This window comes from Gemella haemolysans, assembly GCF_001553035.1.
GTDB lineage: Bacteria > Bacillota > Bacilli > Staphylococcales > Gemellaceae > Gemella > Gemella haemolysans_B.
Map to the genome: position 1 here is coordinate 1 of NZ_KQ959927.1, position 16,808 is coordinate 16,808.

Annotated in this window: 20 protein-coding genes; 7 read left to right on the forward strand and 13 right to left on the reverse strand. The window is 28.8% G+C overall.

Features of this window, described 5'->3' with window-relative positions:
- Nucleotides 1-6: 6 nt before the first annotated feature.
- From HMPREF3186_RS01495 to HMPREF3186_RS01555, 13 genes are all read right to left on the reverse strand, one after another.
- Nucleotides 7-171 carry a hypothetical protein gene (locus HMPREF3186_RS01495; RefSeq protein WP_060913604.1) on the reverse strand — a complete coding sequence of 55 codons (165 nt, stop codon included), beginning with the start codon at nucleotides 169-171 and terminating at the stop codon, nucleotides 7-9.
- A 189-nt stretch (nucleotides 172-360) separates the two neighbouring features.
- Nucleotides 361-534 (reverse strand): 30S ribosomal protein S21, encoded by a 174-nt coding sequence (gene rpsU, locus HMPREF3186_RS01500; RefSeq protein ID WP_003147339.1) that lies wholly within the window; start codon nucleotides 532-534, stop codon nucleotides 361-363.
- Between the two features lie 214 nt (nucleotides 535-748).
- Nucleotides 749-1,651 (reverse strand): class I SAM-dependent methyltransferase, encoded by a 903-nt coding sequence (locus tag HMPREF3186_RS01505; RefSeq protein WP_060913605.1) that lies wholly within the window; start codon nucleotides 1,649-1,651, stop codon nucleotides 749-751.
- A gap of 301 nt (nucleotides 1,652-1,952) precedes the next feature.
- Complete coding sequence (locus HMPREF3186_RS01510) at nucleotides 1,953-2,390, reverse strand: GNAT family N-acetyltransferase (protein WP_060913606.1); 438 nt, start codon at nucleotides 2,388-2,390, stop codon at nucleotides 1,953-1,955.
- A 66-nt stretch (nucleotides 2,391-2,456) separates the two neighbouring features.
- A complete protein-coding gene (selA, locus tag HMPREF3186_RS01515) occupies nucleotides 2,457-3,839 on the reverse strand; it encodes an L-seryl-tRNA(Sec) selenium transferase (RefSeq protein ID WP_060913607.1) in 1,383 nt (460 codons plus the stop codon).
- A gap of 10 nt (nucleotides 3,840-3,849) precedes the next feature.
- Nucleotides 3,850-5,001, reverse strand: a complete 1,152-nt coding sequence (locus HMPREF3186_RS01520) for an aminotransferase class V-fold PLP-dependent enzyme (RefSeq protein ID WP_060913608.1) — start codon at nucleotides 4,999-5,001, stop codon at nucleotides 3,850-3,852.
- Nucleotides 5,002-5,048: 47 nt separating this feature from the next.
- Entirely contained in the window at nucleotides 5,049-6,932 is a 1,884-nt protein-coding gene (selB, locus tag HMPREF3186_RS01525) for a selenocysteine-specific translation elongation factor (RefSeq protein WP_060913609.1), read from the reverse strand.
- Nucleotides 6,933-7,028: 96 nt separating this feature from the next.
- Nucleotides 7,029-7,301 carry a putative Se/S carrier protein gene (locus HMPREF3186_RS01530; protein ID WP_060913610.1) on the reverse strand — a complete coding sequence of 91 codons (273 nt, stop codon included), beginning with the start codon at nucleotides 7,299-7,301 and terminating at the stop codon, nucleotides 7,029-7,031.
- An 11-nt stretch (nucleotides 7,302-7,312) separates the two neighbouring features.
- On the reverse strand, nucleotides 7,313-8,113 hold the full coding sequence (gene yedF / locus HMPREF3186_RS01535) for a sulfurtransferase-like selenium metabolism protein YedF (protein ID WP_060913611.1): 801 nt from the start codon (nucleotides 8,111-8,113) through the stop codon (nucleotides 7,313-7,315).
- Nucleotides 8,114-8,139: 26 nt separating this feature from the next.
- Entirely contained in the window at nucleotides 8,140-9,114 is a 975-nt protein-coding gene (selD, locus tag HMPREF3186_RS01540) for a selenide, water dikinase SelD (RefSeq protein WP_419865824.1), read from the reverse strand.
- Between the two features lie 194 nt (nucleotides 9,115-9,308).
- On the reverse strand, nucleotides 9,309-10,412 hold the full coding sequence (locus HMPREF3186_RS01545; RefSeq protein ID WP_060913612.1) for a tyrosine-type recombinase/integrase: 1,104 nt from the start codon (nucleotides 10,410-10,412) through the stop codon (nucleotides 9,309-9,311).
- A 574-nt stretch (nucleotides 10,413-10,986) separates the two neighbouring features.
- Complete coding sequence (locus HMPREF3186_RS01550; RefSeq protein WP_060913613.1) at nucleotides 10,987-11,712, reverse strand: Fic family protein; 726 nt, start codon at nucleotides 11,710-11,712, stop codon at nucleotides 10,987-10,989.
- A gap of 74 nt (nucleotides 11,713-11,786) precedes the next feature.
- Complete coding sequence (locus HMPREF3186_RS01555; protein ID WP_060913614.1) at nucleotides 11,787-12,884, reverse strand: helix-turn-helix domain-containing protein; 1,098 nt, start codon at nucleotides 12,882-12,884, stop codon at nucleotides 11,787-11,789.
- A gap of 176 nt (nucleotides 12,885-13,060) precedes the next feature.
- Between HMPREF3186_RS01555 and HMPREF3186_RS01560 the strand changes: the two genes are divergently transcribed.
- The 7 genes from HMPREF3186_RS01560 (at nucleotide 13,061) to HMPREF3186_RS01585 (ending at nucleotide 16,788) form a co-directional block, all read left to right on the forward strand.
- Nucleotides 13,061-13,273: a helix-turn-helix transcriptional regulator gene (locus tag HMPREF3186_RS01560; protein WP_060913615.1), complete on the forward strand. Its 213-nt coding sequence runs from the start codon at nucleotides 13,061-13,063 to the stop codon at nucleotides 13,271-13,273.
- A gap of 783 nt (nucleotides 13,274-14,056) precedes the next feature.
- Nucleotides 14,057-14,647: a hypothetical protein gene (locus HMPREF3186_RS01565; protein ID WP_060913616.1), complete on the forward strand. Its 591-nt coding sequence runs from the start codon at nucleotides 14,057-14,059 to the stop codon at nucleotides 14,645-14,647.
- 16 nt (nucleotides 14,648-14,663) lie between these two features.
- Nucleotides 14,664-14,795, forward strand: coding sequence for a hypothetical protein (locus HMPREF3186_RS09495; RefSeq protein ID WP_003147358.1), 132 nt, complete (start codon nucleotides 14,664-14,666; stop codon nucleotides 14,793-14,795).
- A gap of 19 nt (nucleotides 14,796-14,814) precedes the next feature.
- Complete coding sequence (locus HMPREF3186_RS01570) at nucleotides 14,815-15,084, forward strand: hypothetical protein (protein WP_060913617.1); 270 nt, start codon at nucleotides 14,815-14,817, stop codon at nucleotides 15,082-15,084.
- Nucleotides 15,085-15,100: 16 nt separating this feature from the next.
- Nucleotides 15,101-15,451 carry a hypothetical protein gene (locus HMPREF3186_RS01575; RefSeq protein ID WP_060913618.1) on the forward strand — a complete coding sequence of 117 codons (351 nt, stop codon included), beginning with the start codon at nucleotides 15,101-15,103 and terminating at the stop codon, nucleotides 15,449-15,451.
- Nucleotides 15,452-15,724: 273 nt separating this feature from the next.
- A complete protein-coding gene (locus HMPREF3186_RS01580; protein ID WP_003147360.1) occupies nucleotides 15,725-16,045 on the forward strand; it encodes a hypothetical protein in 321 nt (106 codons plus the stop codon).
- A gap of 194 nt (nucleotides 16,046-16,239) precedes the next feature.
- On the forward strand, nucleotides 16,240-16,788 hold the full coding sequence (locus HMPREF3186_RS01585) for a tyrosine-type recombinase/integrase (protein WP_060913619.1): 549 nt from the start codon (nucleotides 16,240-16,242) through the stop codon (nucleotides 16,786-16,788).
- The last annotated feature ends 20 nt before the right edge of the window (nucleotides 16,789-16,808 follow it).

Sequence of the window (16,808 nt, forward strand, 5' to 3'; positions counted from 1 at the left end):
ACGAAATCACGATTTTTGAGTCACTCCCTCTTCTAATGCTGATAATCTTTTAATTGCTTTATTTAAATCATCTTCTAAACTATTAATTTTAGATTTATTCTTTTGATTTTCCGCAATCAAATACCAACATGAGATTAATAACATAACATTTAAACAAATTATTGCAAACATACTATTCTCCTAATGTTTATAATTAAAATTAGAATAACACAGTTTCTCTTTTTTAACAAGTGATGCTCTATTCATTAATAATAGATATAAAAAAACCTCATCTTACGATGAGGTCATTATTTCTAAATAAATCTAAAAGAGGGAAAATTTTTAGATTTTATTAATAAATTGCGTGTTAATTACCAATTATTAATATTTACGTTTTCTAGCCGCTTCAGATTTTTTCTTACGACGAACGCTTGGTTTTTCATAAAACTCACGTTTACGAACTTCTTGGATAGTTCCGTTTTTAGAAACAGCACGTTTGAAACGACGTAGTGCATCTTCTAGTGATTCATTTTTACGAACTACAGTTTTTGACATTGGATTTCCCTCCCTCCGATACTACAAAATCTTAATTTAATACTTAATTAAATGTTTAAGATATAAAATAAATACAAACATTCAATCAATAAGACTGCTCTTTAAGCAATCTACTTACATATTGTATTATATTCTCACGTTCTTGTCAACCTTTAATAGCAATTTATTAACATATTTCTACGAAAATAACCTTTTTATTTATACATTAATGATGCTATTTTTCTGATAACCAATTTTTAAATTCTTCAATAAAATTAGCATAACCATCTTTATTTTTGTGGCTAGGTACTTGTGCTAAGAATACTTGATTTGGCAATTTAGTTTGTTCTTTTTTAGTTATTAAAATAATAGCTTTTTGTTGAGAAGCATTTTTGAACATCTCATCAGGTAAAGTAATTACCGCATTTAGATTAATATCTTCTTCTAAAAATTTCTTGAAATTGTCTTCAAGCTCAAGAACTTTCTTAGGTACTACTAATACCCCTACACCATTATCATTTAAGTAATTAGCAGCTTGTTCGATAAATAGTAAAGCATTTAAACTGTATCCTTCTGCACTGCAAAGTTTATAGTTTAGGCTGTTATCCTCATCTGAATAATAGCCAAAAGGTACATCACTGATGATAACATCTTGCTTCTTAATATTTAATGGTTTAAGAGCATCTTGGTTAATAATTTCAACATTAGTTTCTAATAAATTGAAAATATTTTGTTGTAATCTAGCGTAGTTATTATCAACATCAACAGAAGTTAACTCATAGTCTCCTTTTGATAAAGCTGATAAATTAATTAAAAAGTTTCCACTTCCACTAGCAAAATCAGCTACAGAAATCTTCTCGTTATTGTATAAACACTCTAAAATATGAGATACATACATAGTTATCACTTCTGGTGTAATGTCATAACTAGGGTTATTTAACTCTTTAAGAGCTTTTAATAGTAAAAACTGATAAGCTTTTTTAATATCCTCTTTAGAGAAATTGTCGACAATATCAAAATAATCCTCATCATTCTCCAAAGTTAAGTAATTCACTAAAGAATCAAAATACAACCCTTCACCTTTGTTCTCTTCTACCTGTTTATCTATCTTAAAAAATAATTTTTCTAAATCTGACATGGTTCCTCCTATATCAATATCTATTTATAATTCTAACACCTTACTATTATAACCTAATATTACAAAAGAGGAAACATTTTGTAATTAAAACCTTCATAATTTTTATAAAGCTTCATCTCTAATAAAATTCTCATGCAAATTCATGTGGAGTTAGTGCGGAATTTTACATCTATCTATTTTCTCTATAAACCGAAAACAAACGAAAAAGATTTACATAATTAAACACTTTACATGTAATTATATAAATCTTTTTAAATTCTATAAAAGTGAGTTAAACTGTCAAACTTCTGTTTCAACATCCTTACTCAAATACCTTTATAAACCTTTTTTGAACTTTATCACAGGTATAACCAATATGTTCATAGAAATTATGCGCATCTTCACGTTTCAAGGCAGAATTTAATCTAATAAAACTAATATTATTGTCTACGGCATAGTTTTCTAACTTACTCATAAGTTTTTTACCTATTCCTTTACCTTTAAAATCAGGATTAACAGCAAGTCCTAGAATATTTAAACCAAGATCACTATAAAAACTTTCATACATTTGGGCATGAACAAATCCTATAATCTTTCTTGTATTTTCGTCTTCATAGCCTATAATAATATGCTGTTTCTTGTCATTAGTTAGTTTCTCTATTTGTCTTTTCACGTTTTCAACATCTACATCATAGTCTAATGCTACTTTACAGATTTCTGCAACTTCTTGTGCATCTTCTATATTTATTTCTCTAAACATATACTCACCTTCTGATTTTATCAAATATTATTTAACGTGCAACTTACTGCAACTTAAATTCTATCTTTACTTCACAACTTCTATTAATGCTTGTTTTACTAAATCAAATTCTCTAGTACGAAGAGTTCTCATATCAAAGATAAGCTCGTTATCTTTGATACGTGTAATAATTGGAATTTCTACTTCTAATAATCGACGTTCAATATCTGTCGCACTTAGTCTTGGATGCTCTAATTTAACTACAACACTATCTAAATAACTTGCTGGATAACTTCCACCACCTACTTCTGCTTTATCTTCAGCTATTGTAATCTTGAAGTCTAAGTCGCTAAGTCTTGTTTTCAGTACTTCTGCTTTTTCAAATAAACGTTCTTTTGATAATGAAATCATGTGTAATGTAGGAATGTGTTCCAACGCTTCTTTTTCATCTAGATATAATTTCAATGTAGCTTCTAGAGCTGCTAGAGTCATCTTATCTACACGTAATGTACGAGTAAGTTGGTTCTTCTTCATTTGTTCGATATATTCTTTCTTACCAACAATAATACCTGCCTGTGGACCTCCAAGAAGTTTATCTCCACTAAATGTTACAATATCAATACCACTATTCAGAACCTCTTTTACAGTTGGTTCATATGGTAAGCCAAATTTAGAGAAATCAACAAATTGACCGCCTCCTAAGTCATTTATAGATACCAGTTCATTCTCACGAGCAAGATATGATATTTCTTCATTTGATACTTCTTTAGTGAATCCTACAATCTTATAGTTACTAGTATGAACTTTTAGTAACGCCCCTGTATTGTCAGTAATCGCGTTCTTATAGTCTTTTAAGTGTGTTTTATTCGTAGTACCTACTTCTACAGGAGTACCTCCACTTAATTTAATAATCTCAGGAATTCTAAATGCTCCACCGATTTCTACCAGTTCTCCACGAGAGACTACTATTTCTTTATCTTTAACTAGAGTATTCAATGTTAATAATACCGCCGCCGCGTTGTTGTTAACTACAAGTACGTCTTCTGCTCCTGTTAATTTTTTGATAATATCAATAAGATGAACATAACGACTACCGCGTTTTTTATTATCAATATCAAACTCAAGGTTAGAATAGTTAAAAGCTACACTTTCAATGTTTTCTTTAATCTTCTGGCTTAGCAAACTACGTCCTAAATTTGTATGTAAAATTGTTCCAGTTGCATTAATAACTCGACGTAAAGAATTTTTATCTTCACTTTTCACTATTTGTGTAACTTCTTCTACAATATTCTCTAAACTTGGAACTTCATGTAGTTCTTCGTTTAATATTTCTTGTTTGATTTCATTAATATAGTTTTTTATCGCTGATTTTACTCCTACTTCTGTATACTCTTGAATTAATGATTTCACTTCATCTAATAATAAAATCTTATTTATTGCAGGAATTTGTGATAATAATTGTTTTGACATAATATTTCTCCTAAATTTCTTTTGCTAATGTTTTTATAGCGTTAATAGCGTAGTCTACTTCCTCATCTGTATTCATACTTGAAAATGAGAACCTTACTATCCCTTGTTCTTTTGTTCCCAATACTTCATGCATTAAAGGTGCACAATGTGCTCCAGGCCTAACTGCAATATCGTATTCTTCAGCAAGAACATCTGCAACGTCTGAGGCTGATATTCCTTTGAAGTTTAATGCTACTACCGCAGTACGATCTTTTGTAAAATCTCCATAGAACTCTAAACACTCTAAGTCTTTTAATTCATTATAGAATCTATTCGCAAAGTCGACTTGTTTTTTATAAAGATTTTCAATGCCATGCTTATTTATATATTTTATTCCCTCATGTAAACCTAGGATTCCAGAAGTATTCAAAGTACCCGCTTCTAAGCGCAGTGGATATTCCCCAGGGTGTTTCTCATCAAATGTTCTAACACCACTTCCACCTACTTTAAATCTCTTAATCTCTGGTTCTTTAAGTCTCACACATAGACCACCTATTCCCTGCGGCCCATATAAACTTTTGTGTCCAGTAAAGCATAATACATCTATTCCCAATTCATCCATATTAATAGGTACTACTCCTGCTGTTTGCGAAGCATCTACAACTGAAATAATATTATGTCTTTTACAAATATCCGCAACTTTTTCTAGATCCACTATACTTCCTGTTATGTTAGAACTATGTGTAATAGCAATCATCTTCGTATTAGGTTTAATAGCTTTTTCTAGTTCATCATAATCGATTAATCCTGTTTTACCAGCTTTAACAATAGTATATTCACAACCTATTGTTTCATGCGCTAAATATATCGGTCTTAAAACTGAATTATGCTCCATAGAAGTCGTAATAACGTGATCTTCTTTTTCCAATAATCCTAAAATCGCAATATTTAAGCTTTCCGTAGAATTACTAGTAAAGACAACCCTATCTTCTTCCTTAATACCGAAAAATTTTGCAACATCACTTCTCGCTTCAAAAACTTCGCGGAATGCATTATTTGCTTCATAATAACTACCTCTTGAAGCATTGGCATACTTTGCCGATGACAATACCTCATAGACTTTATCAGCTACTTCTTTTGGTTTTTTTAGTGACGTTGCACCGTAATCAAAATAATAACTCATATTACTTACCCTGTCTAAGTTATAAACAACCTAGCTCCCTTCAATATTTATTTCTTAACTAAAACTCTATAATTTTCTAAGCGTCTAGTTATGCCAATTTTATCCATATACTCTAAAATGGCCATAGAGTACTTTCTACTAGAACCTGTCATATCTCTAAATTCTGCTAGTCCTATTTGATCATTAGTTTTAAAATGATCTTCTACTTTTTGAACAGCATCTTTAAATACTTTTTCATGTAAAACTAAATCAGCATCTAGTCTTACTACCGTATTATCTATAAGAGATTCTAACAACTCAACATTTGCTTTTTCTCCATTTGTTAGTTCTTTAACACTTGGAGGTGTGAAGCCACCATCTAGTAATGCTTTTTCAATTCTTTCTTTTTCTGCCAGTTGTTTTTTATCATAATTAACTACGAAATCTTTTTCTGCAACTAAATTACCTTCTAAGCGAATTTCGTTATTTAGTATGAATAAGTCTAATAACTCTAACATTTCTTTTTGAGAGATTTTAAACTTAGAAAGTACTTCAATCTTAGGAATTCCTACTTTTAATTTATATCTATTGTGGTAGTCACTTAATAGTTTCTTAAGTTTTTCTAACACTTCATCATATTTTTTCTTATGAATATAGCCTAATTTTGTTTCATAGATTGTAGTGTTTTCTACTAATTGTGTTAGTGACTCCTCAACCTCTTCTTTAGGAAGTTGAAGTTCTTTTAAAATATTCTCTTTAGAATTTAAGTAGTCAGTATGCGATAATAAATAGTTGGCAATTAAATCAGTTGTATTACCTTCAAGCTGAACTTTCAGTTTTTCTAAGACTTCTTCATTAAATCTACTGTGTTTTTTAGGATTAGCATCTAATATTACTCCTCCACCTATTGTGATCATAGGTGAATATGTACGTATAATAAATTTATCATAGTTTTTAACCGCAATTTCTTCTTCAAGTCGAAGCTGCGCAAAACTACTTTCTCCAGCTTTTAATAAATCTGTTCCAAGTGGTACAACACGTGCCATTACTTCCTCAGTACCGATATAAACACGTACTCTATCCCATAATTCAAGATTTGCTCTCTCATCATTTATTAGTTTGATTTCAGTATCAAGCATATATGTTTTTGTTAATGAACCTGCAGTGGCTAATGTATCACCACGTTTCACATCATCAAACTTAATATTCGCTAAGTTTATAGCTGTTCTTTGCCCTGCATAGGCAGTTTCTACATCCTTCGAGTGAACTTGAATATTTCTAACTTTTGCTTTTACTTCTTTTGGATAAATTACTAATTCATCTCCTACATTTATAACACCTTCTGTAAGAGTTCCTGTTACAACTGTTCCAAATCCTTTTACTTGGAATGAACGGTCAATGTTAATTCTAGCATTTTTCTCAACATTTTTTGCTGCGATATCTTCTGTTTTCTTATCGATTGTAGCTAATAATGTATCAAGTCCTTTTTTGCTAATTGAATCAACTTCAATTATTGGAGAATTTTCAAGAACTGTACCTGAAATAAATTCTTGGATATCTTCTTTTACTAATTCTCTATATTCTTCTTCAACTAAATCTATTTTCGTCATTACGATAATATAATTTTCTATCCCTAATAACGTTAAAATATCAATATGTTCTTTAGTCTGTGGCATGATTCCTTCTCTAGAATCAACTAGTAGTAAAACTAAGTTTATACCACTAACCCCAGCAAGCATATTTTTAATAAACCTCTCATGGCCAGGAACATCAACAACTCCACATCTTTTTCCACTCGGTAGATCAAAATATGCGAACCCAAGGTTAATAGACATCCCCCTATCTTTTTCTTCTTGAGTAGTATCTGTCTCAATTCCGCTCAGAGCCTTAATCAACGTAGTCTTACCGTGATCGATGTGCCCTGCCGTACCAATAATTACATTGTTATTCATATATTTCACCTTTACACTATATTAAGAATAGAGATTATTTAAGAAAATTAAATCAAACATTTTAATCTTTCTCTATGTTAATCTCTATTCAAAATTTTATTTAATTTTATAATCTTCTAATTCTTTTATTACTCTCTTGATTCCAGTTTTTTTAGAATAGTATAGTCCACGATATTCAATATTTTCCTCTTGTAACATTCTTACAATGTTATCAAAATTATCCCATGCTGTTTTTAGCATAAAACCACATCCTATACTTATTGATGGGTGAGTAGGGATTAATGATGCTGCAAGTTTTCTTTCTAAACAAATGTTATCAGCCTTTATCGAATCATGCGTACTATTAAAAACAATTAAACCTTCTTCCACGCTATTTCCTCCTATGGTTGAATTACTTTGTTCGCTTTTCTCATATCTTCTACGATGAAGTACATGTTTGTTGGATTACCAACTGCTAAGTCAATCTTATGATAGTCAATACATGCTCCACAACAAACTATTTCTACACCAGCATCTTCTAGTGTTTTTAATTCTTCAATTACATGACTACGAGTTTTATCTACTAAAACTCCTCCATTATTGTAGAAAATAATTTTTTTAGGTAATACTTCTTGTTCCCCTAAAGCGTATAGATAAGCTTTTATTAATCTTTTACCTAGCTCTTCACTACCATGCCCCATTTGATCTTTGTTAATTACAACAATGTAGCTATCATCTTTAACAACTGGAGCAACTTCTAATTGCGGTGCTTCTTCTTTAGTAATTTCTACTTTAAAGCCACCTTCAATATCAGAAACTTTAAATTCATAACTATTTTTATCGGCAAATTTTCTAAGACTTTCAACACTGTCTTCAGTTTTTACTAATAACGTGACTTTTGTTTCTTCTTCTAATACACGTATAGCTTGAGTTACAGGTACAACACATGTATCACATAATGTATCAACAACTACACCTTCAGTAACCTCTCCTTTAGAGATTGTAACGATGTATTTATCTTTTGCTTCCTCTTTTACCGCAAAGTTATATCCTAATTGAGTTGCCATTTTTTCTAAATTTTGTGTAGCAATAACGTTATCTACAATTGTTTCGACTACATCATTATCCACTAATAATTTTTTTGTTTGAATAACTGGCATTGGACAAACTAAACCTTGTGCGTCTAGAATTTCTTTTTTCATACTTATATTCTCCTTTTATAACAGTTCTATTTAACGATAACTGCTTTTTCTTGTTTTTCTATAACTTTTCCTACGATAGCACTCTTAATTTCAAGAGTATTAAGTTTTTCTAATAATTCATGTGCTTCATCCTCTGGTAAGCTTATTAATAACCCACCTGAAGTTTGTGGATCATACATGATTTCTTCTAATGCAAAGTCTTTAACCTGATATTCTACATTCGGCTCAACAAACGTTCTGTTTAATTGTCCACCGGCAGTAATAACAAATTCATTAGCACATTTATATGCTTCTTCAATATATGGAATATCTTTTGTATATACTTCTGCAGAATATTTGCCATCTAGCATCTCTACAAGATGTCCTAGGAAACCAAATCCTGTGATATCTGTACAACTATTTACGTTGAAATCTTTCATCATTTGAGCAGAGTATTTATTAAGTGTTGTCATTTGTTTAACGCTTTGAGCAAATGCTTCTTCAGAACACTCTTTAACCATATGGGCTGTATTAATAATACTTACACCTAAAGGTTTTGTTACTATTAGTAAATCCCCTACTTTACAATTGTTATTTTGTAATATTTTATCAGGATGAACAATTCCTGTTACTGATAAACCATATTTTGGTGTAGCATCATGAATAGAGTGCCCTCCAGCAAGCACTCCCCCTGCTTCATGAACTTTCTCAGCTCCACCTTTTAATATTTGATGTAATATTTCTAAGTCCATATTTTCTGGGAAGGCAACGATATTCAATGCTGAAATAACTTCCCCACCCATTGCATACACATCACTTAGTGCATTAGTAGCTGCTATTTGACCATATAAATATGGATCATTAATCATCGTTGTGAAGAAATCTAAAGTTTGAATAATCGCCTTATCTTCAGATATTTTATAAACGGCTGCATCATCTGAAGATTCATATCCTACTATTAAGTTTTTATCTTCTTTTTTAGGAAGATCTCTTAAGATATCTGACAAGGCCCCTGGCCCTATTTTCGAGTTTCACCCTCCGCAAACTATCATGTTCATTTTTTTCTCTGACATATTTACCTCCAATTTATACTACTACTTAACTATAATTATACTACTTCAAAACATTTTTTAAAAGTATTATTTAGTTTTTTAATGTAAATTATCCTTGTTCTATTAGATATCTAGCAACCTGCTCTCCGTTAACTCTCCGACTTTTAAATACTCATGAATTTATAGAATTTTTCTGTAGTTTCTTTACTTTTTTCATCTGTAATATGAGTGTATGTATTCAATGTAGTTGTTATATCTTTGTGACCTAATCTATTTTGAATTTCTTTCGCACTCAAGTCACTTTCAAATAATAAAGTTGCGTGAGTATGGCGGAAACCGTGCGGGGTTATCTGTTTTAGTTTTGGAAAATCTCTGTATATCCTTAGTAACATACCATTAAAATAGTGTCTTGAGTTTTTTATAAATACTCCATTATTAATACTTATAAAGTTATCTAGTTCTCTATAACTCTTCAATTCTTTAATGGTTTCATCATCAAGAAATATAATTCTTTCACTTGATTTTGTTTTAGTCGTTGAGATTTTCGACTTACTTCCGATATTCATCATATTTTTACTAATAGTTAATGTTTTTTTCTTAAAATTAATATCTTTCCATGTTAAAGCCCTCAACTCTCCTAAACGAATACCAGTAAAAGCTAGTATGCGAAAAGCTATATAAGTTTCACTTGAATAATTTTCCTTAACTATTTTTAAAAACTGTAACAATTCTTTTTTAGTGTAATAATTCTTTTTCTTTTCTTCTATCTTCTTAGGTACTTTAGTTAATTTCATATAGTTGGTAGGTATTATCTCCATCTTAACAGCATAATCTAAAATTTGAACTATAGTACCTTTTATTAAAGTTACATAGCCTTTTTTATAAGTTTTTGAAACCTCATTTATAAAGTTTTGGCAATATGGCAACTTAATATTAATGATTTTTAACTCTTTAAAAACTGGTAGTATCCTTTTATCTAGAATAGTTTTTATAGTATGATAGCTACTTTCTTTTACTTGTGTTTTGTGTTGTTCTTCCCAAAGTTTGTACACATCACCAAAAGTAATATTTTCACTTCGTAGAAAGTTACTACCATTTAAAAACTCGTTCTTAGCCTTAACTATATAATTTTGTGCTTCTCTCTTTGTTCTAAACCCTTTTTTAGAAATTCTTTTTTCTTTTCCTGTGTAAACATTTTTACCAAGGTATTCATTTTTTACCTCGTAGTATTTTTTATTTTCTTTACTGTTAATGTATTCTTTTATCATTTTCTCTCATTCCTCTCACTAGTGCCAGTAGTTTTATAAATAAATGAAAATGTTAGCTACATTATGTAAGATATGATATAATGAAGTTATCTTTATTAGATGCATTCAAAATATCATTTTCGATTAAAATCACTGGTTTAAGTCAGTGATTTTTTTATTTTGTCAAATAAAGTTAGCTTTCTCATAAAAAACACCTCATATTTTAAATGATACAGCCTTTAAAAAGATTTTTAGGGTTATTACTCCAAAAGATAAAGAAACCTTTTAGAAGCTGTTTAAATAGCTAATATAAGAATGCAGTTTACATAACTATATAAATTTATGTTTATATGCTATTTTTTCTTAAATCAAGTAGCAAAATGAAAGAATACCGCATCTTTCTCCAGTTAAGCAACACATTTACTAAAAATTCAAGTGGTTGTAAATTATTAGTTGATAACCATTAGAGATATTGATAATGGAAAAAACCTCTAGATTTTCCATTTTGAGTTACTAAATTATTTCCATAATGGAAAAATCACCTGTATTTTCCATTTTGAACTGTAAGCTATTGATTGACTGTTCAAACTCAATTTTAACAATCCATCATACTAATGTATTTTTCAAGTTCTTCAATTTCATAATTCGCTATTAAGTCAGTAAGGTAATCAGCATTGTTATTAATATGATATTCATCAAAACTATTGTAGTACTTTTCTCTATCTGTAAATTTAATATTTACTGGTAGCAATCCATGTTTTATTAATTCAAAATTAAGAAGTAGTCTTCCTGTTCTTCCGTTTCCATCAATAAATGGATGTATACTTTCAAATTCTAAGTGTAATAGAGCTATTGCCTTTAATATATGATGATGTTGTTTCCACTCCTCATATTTAACTAGCAATTCATCAATATTTCTTTCTATTTCTTGCGGTTCGCTAGTCTTATGACTTGAACCTAATATTTGAACGTTAACTTGTCTAAATACTCCTTTATTCTCTCTATCATTCATTAAAACTAAGCTGTGTATATCTTTTATAACTTGTTTTGTCAATGGCTCGTTAACAATATCTAGAATATAATAAAAAGCGTCCTTATATCCTATTACCTCTAAATGTTCACGTACCTTTTTACCTTGAATGGTAATTCCTTGTTGCAATATTAAAGCCGTTTCCCTTAAAGTAAGAGTGTTCCCCTCAATAGCGTTAGAGTTATACGTATTCTCTATAATAAAATTTTCTCTTAGCTTTTCAAGTTCAGTCTTGTTTAAAGGTCTAAGCTTTGCTATTTTCTCTTGTAACTTATCAATCTTATCAAACATTGTTTCACTTCCTTTAAAAATCTGTGGTTAGTTTCACTTCATATTACTATAATCAGATACTAATATCATTGTATCTACTCCATTTTACCTAATATAGGGGCTAGATATTTACAATCAGGCTTTTCAGTTATCTTTGTTATAAAGTAAGAATTATCATGATTTAATATGAAGTATTGTACTTCTGTATTTAGTGGTACGTCTTCTATATAATCATAATCGGCTAGATAATAGAGTACATTGTTTTTCTCAATTATCAGCCCCAGTATTTTTTTATAATTATCTAGACCGTATTTATTAGTATTTAAAAAATAACCGCTAGATTTTAAATAAAATGTATTTTTTTTAAAAATAACTTCCATATCATTTTCACACAGTTTAATCAGTGTTTCATAATTCATATATTCTATATGTTTTTTTGTAAGCATACCAAAAGACTGTTTATAATCTAGTTCATGAATAATGTATGAAAAGAATACATAAATAGAAATTTTATTTTCTATATTACTTTTTGATAATAAGAGTAATGAAGTATATGTATCAAAATTAGCAATTATATATTTTTTTGTTTTATTAGAAATTCTAGAATTATGAACAATTAAATTTCTTAAGTAAGACAAGTACTCATAATCGTATGATTTTGAAATACAATATATAGCTTGAATTAAAACTTCATTTTTTAAAATAGAACGTACTTCATTTTCAAAAATCTCTATAGATGATGTTTGACTATCGATAAAATCAAGTATTTCAATAACTTTATTTTCTAATAAAGAATTAAACGCTTGCTCTATACTTTTTATATCATTTACAGAAATTTCAATTATTTTACTTGAGCAAATTTTCTCTATATATTCTATACAAAGTTCTACTAAATTATAAGTGTATAAAAGGCTTTTATACGGATATTTACTATTCATTAATAATACTTCAATATTATTTTCTAAAAACTCGTTAATAGAACCGTACAACAATTCATTAACGGTAATACCTGCCATTTCACTAATATTAGCTAATCTTTCTTTATTAGGTAATGTAAAACCAGTTTCCCACTTTTGTGCATTACTTTTGGTAGCACTAAATACTTTTCCAAAACTTTCTAAAGTATACCCCTTACTAATTCTAATTTCTTTTATTCTAAAGCCTACTTGTTGTTTATCTATCTTTATTTTCATTGAATATATCACCTCAAATACTAATACATATTTTCATTATACATTATCTTTATAAAAAAAGAAACAAGAAAGTATAAAAATGAACTCAAAAAATAGTTGACATTACTTTTTTAGTATGTTATTATGTTTATAGAGTATAAAACTGTACTCAAGAAAAAAAGAAGGTGGTGAATATTATGGAAAAACCTAAAATTAATAAAATACGTGCATATCGTGAAGCATTAAATTTATCACAAAAAGAAATGGGAAAATTAATAAATGTACATCATGTTGTATACAGTCGTAAAGAAAGAAAAATAGTTAATTTTACAGATAAAGAAAAAATAACTTTACTCACTTATTTTAAGAAGTTTTTTCCAGATGAAACTATTGATACTTTATTTTTTTAAATCTAAAGTATCAAAAAGGAACCAAAAAACTTTGCATTAAATTAAAATGCGAGCCAGTCTAATAAAAAAAATTCTCTTTATACCTTTTGTTGAATTATGAAAATGCATTTGCTAAAAATTAATCAATCAGAAATGTTAAAAATTAACAAATGGATTTGTCAAAAACTAACAAATGTAATCAAAAGAAAAATAAAAGATTAAATAAAGAGAATGTATATATAATCATTCATCATTATATATATTATATATAGGGTGGGAAGAATTGGGAATATCGAAGTAGACAAAATGACCATATCTGAAATGGTCAAAATGACCACTTCTCAAGTAGACAAAATGACCACACCTATACCAAATAATAAAAAATAATAACAATGATTTATATTATATCATCATTCATCATATATATATTATATATAGGGGGTGATTTGACTGAATGAGAGATAAAAAAAGAACCTTTATACCGTTATCAGTTCGCCAAAACAATCTAACGTTATAAGGTTTGAAAACCGCTATTTACTAAAAAATAACTTACTTTTATTATATCGTAAGAACCCTTATTAGTAAATAGCAAAGCACAAAATAAATATAACTATCTAAATTTGTTGAATAGATTTTCTAATGTGTTTAAACCTACTCTATAGATTTAATGAACACTTTAGAACCTATATAAACCTTTATTTAGTCAGCAGTATTTATTTTGAAAGAATAGAATTACTATACTCTATTCTTCTATTTAATTTAATAAGGGCTTTTTGTCACGCCCTAGAAATGAGGTGAAAGACAATGACAAACACAAATATAATAAAAATTGATGGCAATACAGTAGAGGTAATAAGTGAAACATTACATATTACTGATATTAATAATAAAACAGAGTGGACTAGCGTCGAACTTGTAGACGTTATAAACCATTTTAGAACTCTAGACGGGAAAAAAACTCAATTAAGACATGATACACTTTTAAATATCTTACGTGATGAATTTAGCGAAGAAATCTCACTCCAAAATATTTTGGAACGAACTTACACTAATTCACGTGGTCAAACATATCCAATGTATAAACTTTCAAATTCACAAGCTAAACAAATATTAGTAAGAGAAAGTAAAGCTGTAAGGCGTGCGGTTATCAAACTACTAGAGTACCTAGAGCAACATAACAAGCATAATCTTAATATTTTAAATGAGCGTGAAGCTTTTCTATATGAGCAAGGCTTAATTATTGATACTGTTGATAAAATGGCGGACTTGATAAAGAAAACTAAAGAACTTAGCAATAAAAAAGATATTTGCCAAAGAATTATCAATCTTATCAACGCTAGTCAAAGTAGTGTACCGTTGCCAACTAGAACAGCTTACACTACTACTTATAATTAAAAGGCGGTAAAGTATTATGAAACAAACAAAAATGAATAACGAGCACAAAGAAATGTACATTAATACTTTATGTTTAGCGTTAGTAGGGTTTCCGTTAGTGTATGCTTTTACCTACATTATAGCCCGATTTATGGACGTATTTTATTAAAGAAAGGTAACAATAGATTATGGAAGTTGTTTTAACTGAAAATCAAAGTTTGAAGATTAAAGAGCAAATTACTAATTTAATTAATGAGGTGATAAAAGAAAGACTGAACACTATTAACCCCGAAAAAAGGTATTTTACACGTACTGAATTACAAAAGTACCTAAATATAGGGGCTAGTAGCATGGAGCAACTACAAGCGTTAGGGCTTCATTATGTAAAGGTTGGTAATAGACATTTATTTGATATTCAAGAAGTATATGATATTTTTGAAAATCACAAAGTAAGATAGTTATGAGGTAATAAAAATGGAACTAAACGAGATTATAGAAGATAAAAAAGAATTAACCGAAGTTATAAAGGATATTGAGGAAATAGCCCAAAGATTAGCAAGCTTGCATGTTTCAATGCGAATATTAGCTACACATTGCTTGGTTATTAACACACTCTCAACAGATGAGTTTAAAACCTTAAAAATAACGGAAGAAGAATTGTGGAAGTATTGGGACAAAGTGCAAAACGGTAGAAACTTACATACGTTAACAGAAGAAACCGCTCTTCAGTTATCAGAAGAGTTAAGCTTTTTAATATATGTATCTCTAGAAGAAGTAAAAGAAGCACTACAAAATATTAATAAAGTATCAAACGATATTATTTAATAGATGTAGAGCAATTACAAAATAGAACAATTTTAAAAAATATAAATCTAGTGCCAGTAGTTTTATAAGTGAATGAGAATGTAGCTGTTTAAAGCACATATGAGCCTTTTAAAGTATTTCTTAGGTGAAATCATATCAAAGGAAAATAAACGGCTTGTATGTGCCTTTATTTTAATCTACAAAAGCGTTTATTTACTAAAAATACTGTTGTTAGGCATAGCACTAGTTATTTTTATAAAATCAAAAAACTAATTTTAAACAAGAGGTAAAACCATGGAAATAAAAGACTTTAAAGAACACGTACTTAAAACTTTGTTAGAGTATGAACAGCTAAACAAAGAATTACAAACAGTTAGAGAAACTTATATTACAGCCCTATCTAATTTTTACAAAGATAATAGAGTATTTTTTTGTACAGATAAAGAGGAACTTGTAAGAGAATTTTTTAACAGTGAAATTTTTAATCAAGCCCACTTTTTAACAATTCATAAATCACTAATTAATGAAGTTGAAACAAATGTGAAAATTAAACACACTGAACTTGTAGAAGCGTTCAACATGTTAGATAAGTTATGGGAGAGAAAAGAAAACTAGCTTGTATTAGCTAATATTTTGCTTGTTAAAGCTCAAGAATAAATAAAATGGTATATTTTTATCAAAAAAGAAAATAAACAGCTTAGAAGTCGTTTAAATAATTCTGAATTTTACGTACAGGAAATTTATTTCTTGTGTACAAGTTGAGATTAGATAACTTAAACGATATTGTAAGCTAGAAAGGAACAAATACAATGTATTATGTAGAACCGTTAAAGAACAAGGAAGACATAAAAATCCTTGATAGTTATTTTAAACAGCAAAATTCTAGAAATCACTTGTTATTCAACTTAGGTATTAATACACCTATGCGAGTAAATCAATTAGTAAAATTAAAAGTACGTGATGTGCTAGATAAGGAAGAAATAACAGTAATAGTTGGTAGAAAGGTTATATCATTTCCATTAGGTAAAAAACTACAGAAATTGATAAAAGATTATTGTATAGATAAGGAAACTAATGACTTTCTTTTTAAATCTTTGAGACTAAAAAGAGGTTATAAACCACTAACAGAAAACTATGTAAATAAAATTATAAAAAATGCAAGTCAAAAATGTAATCTAAATAATATTGGTGCTAGTTCACTTAGAAAGACATTCGCATATTTCTATTATGAGCGAACTAAAAATATACGTAGTTTAATGAAACTACTAAACCACCATGACCAATATTTTACTTTGCAATACATAGGGAAAAATGAGAATTTCTATAATGATAATTTCATAGAATGGGAAGAACTTTAACTATGAAAATAAAAAATATT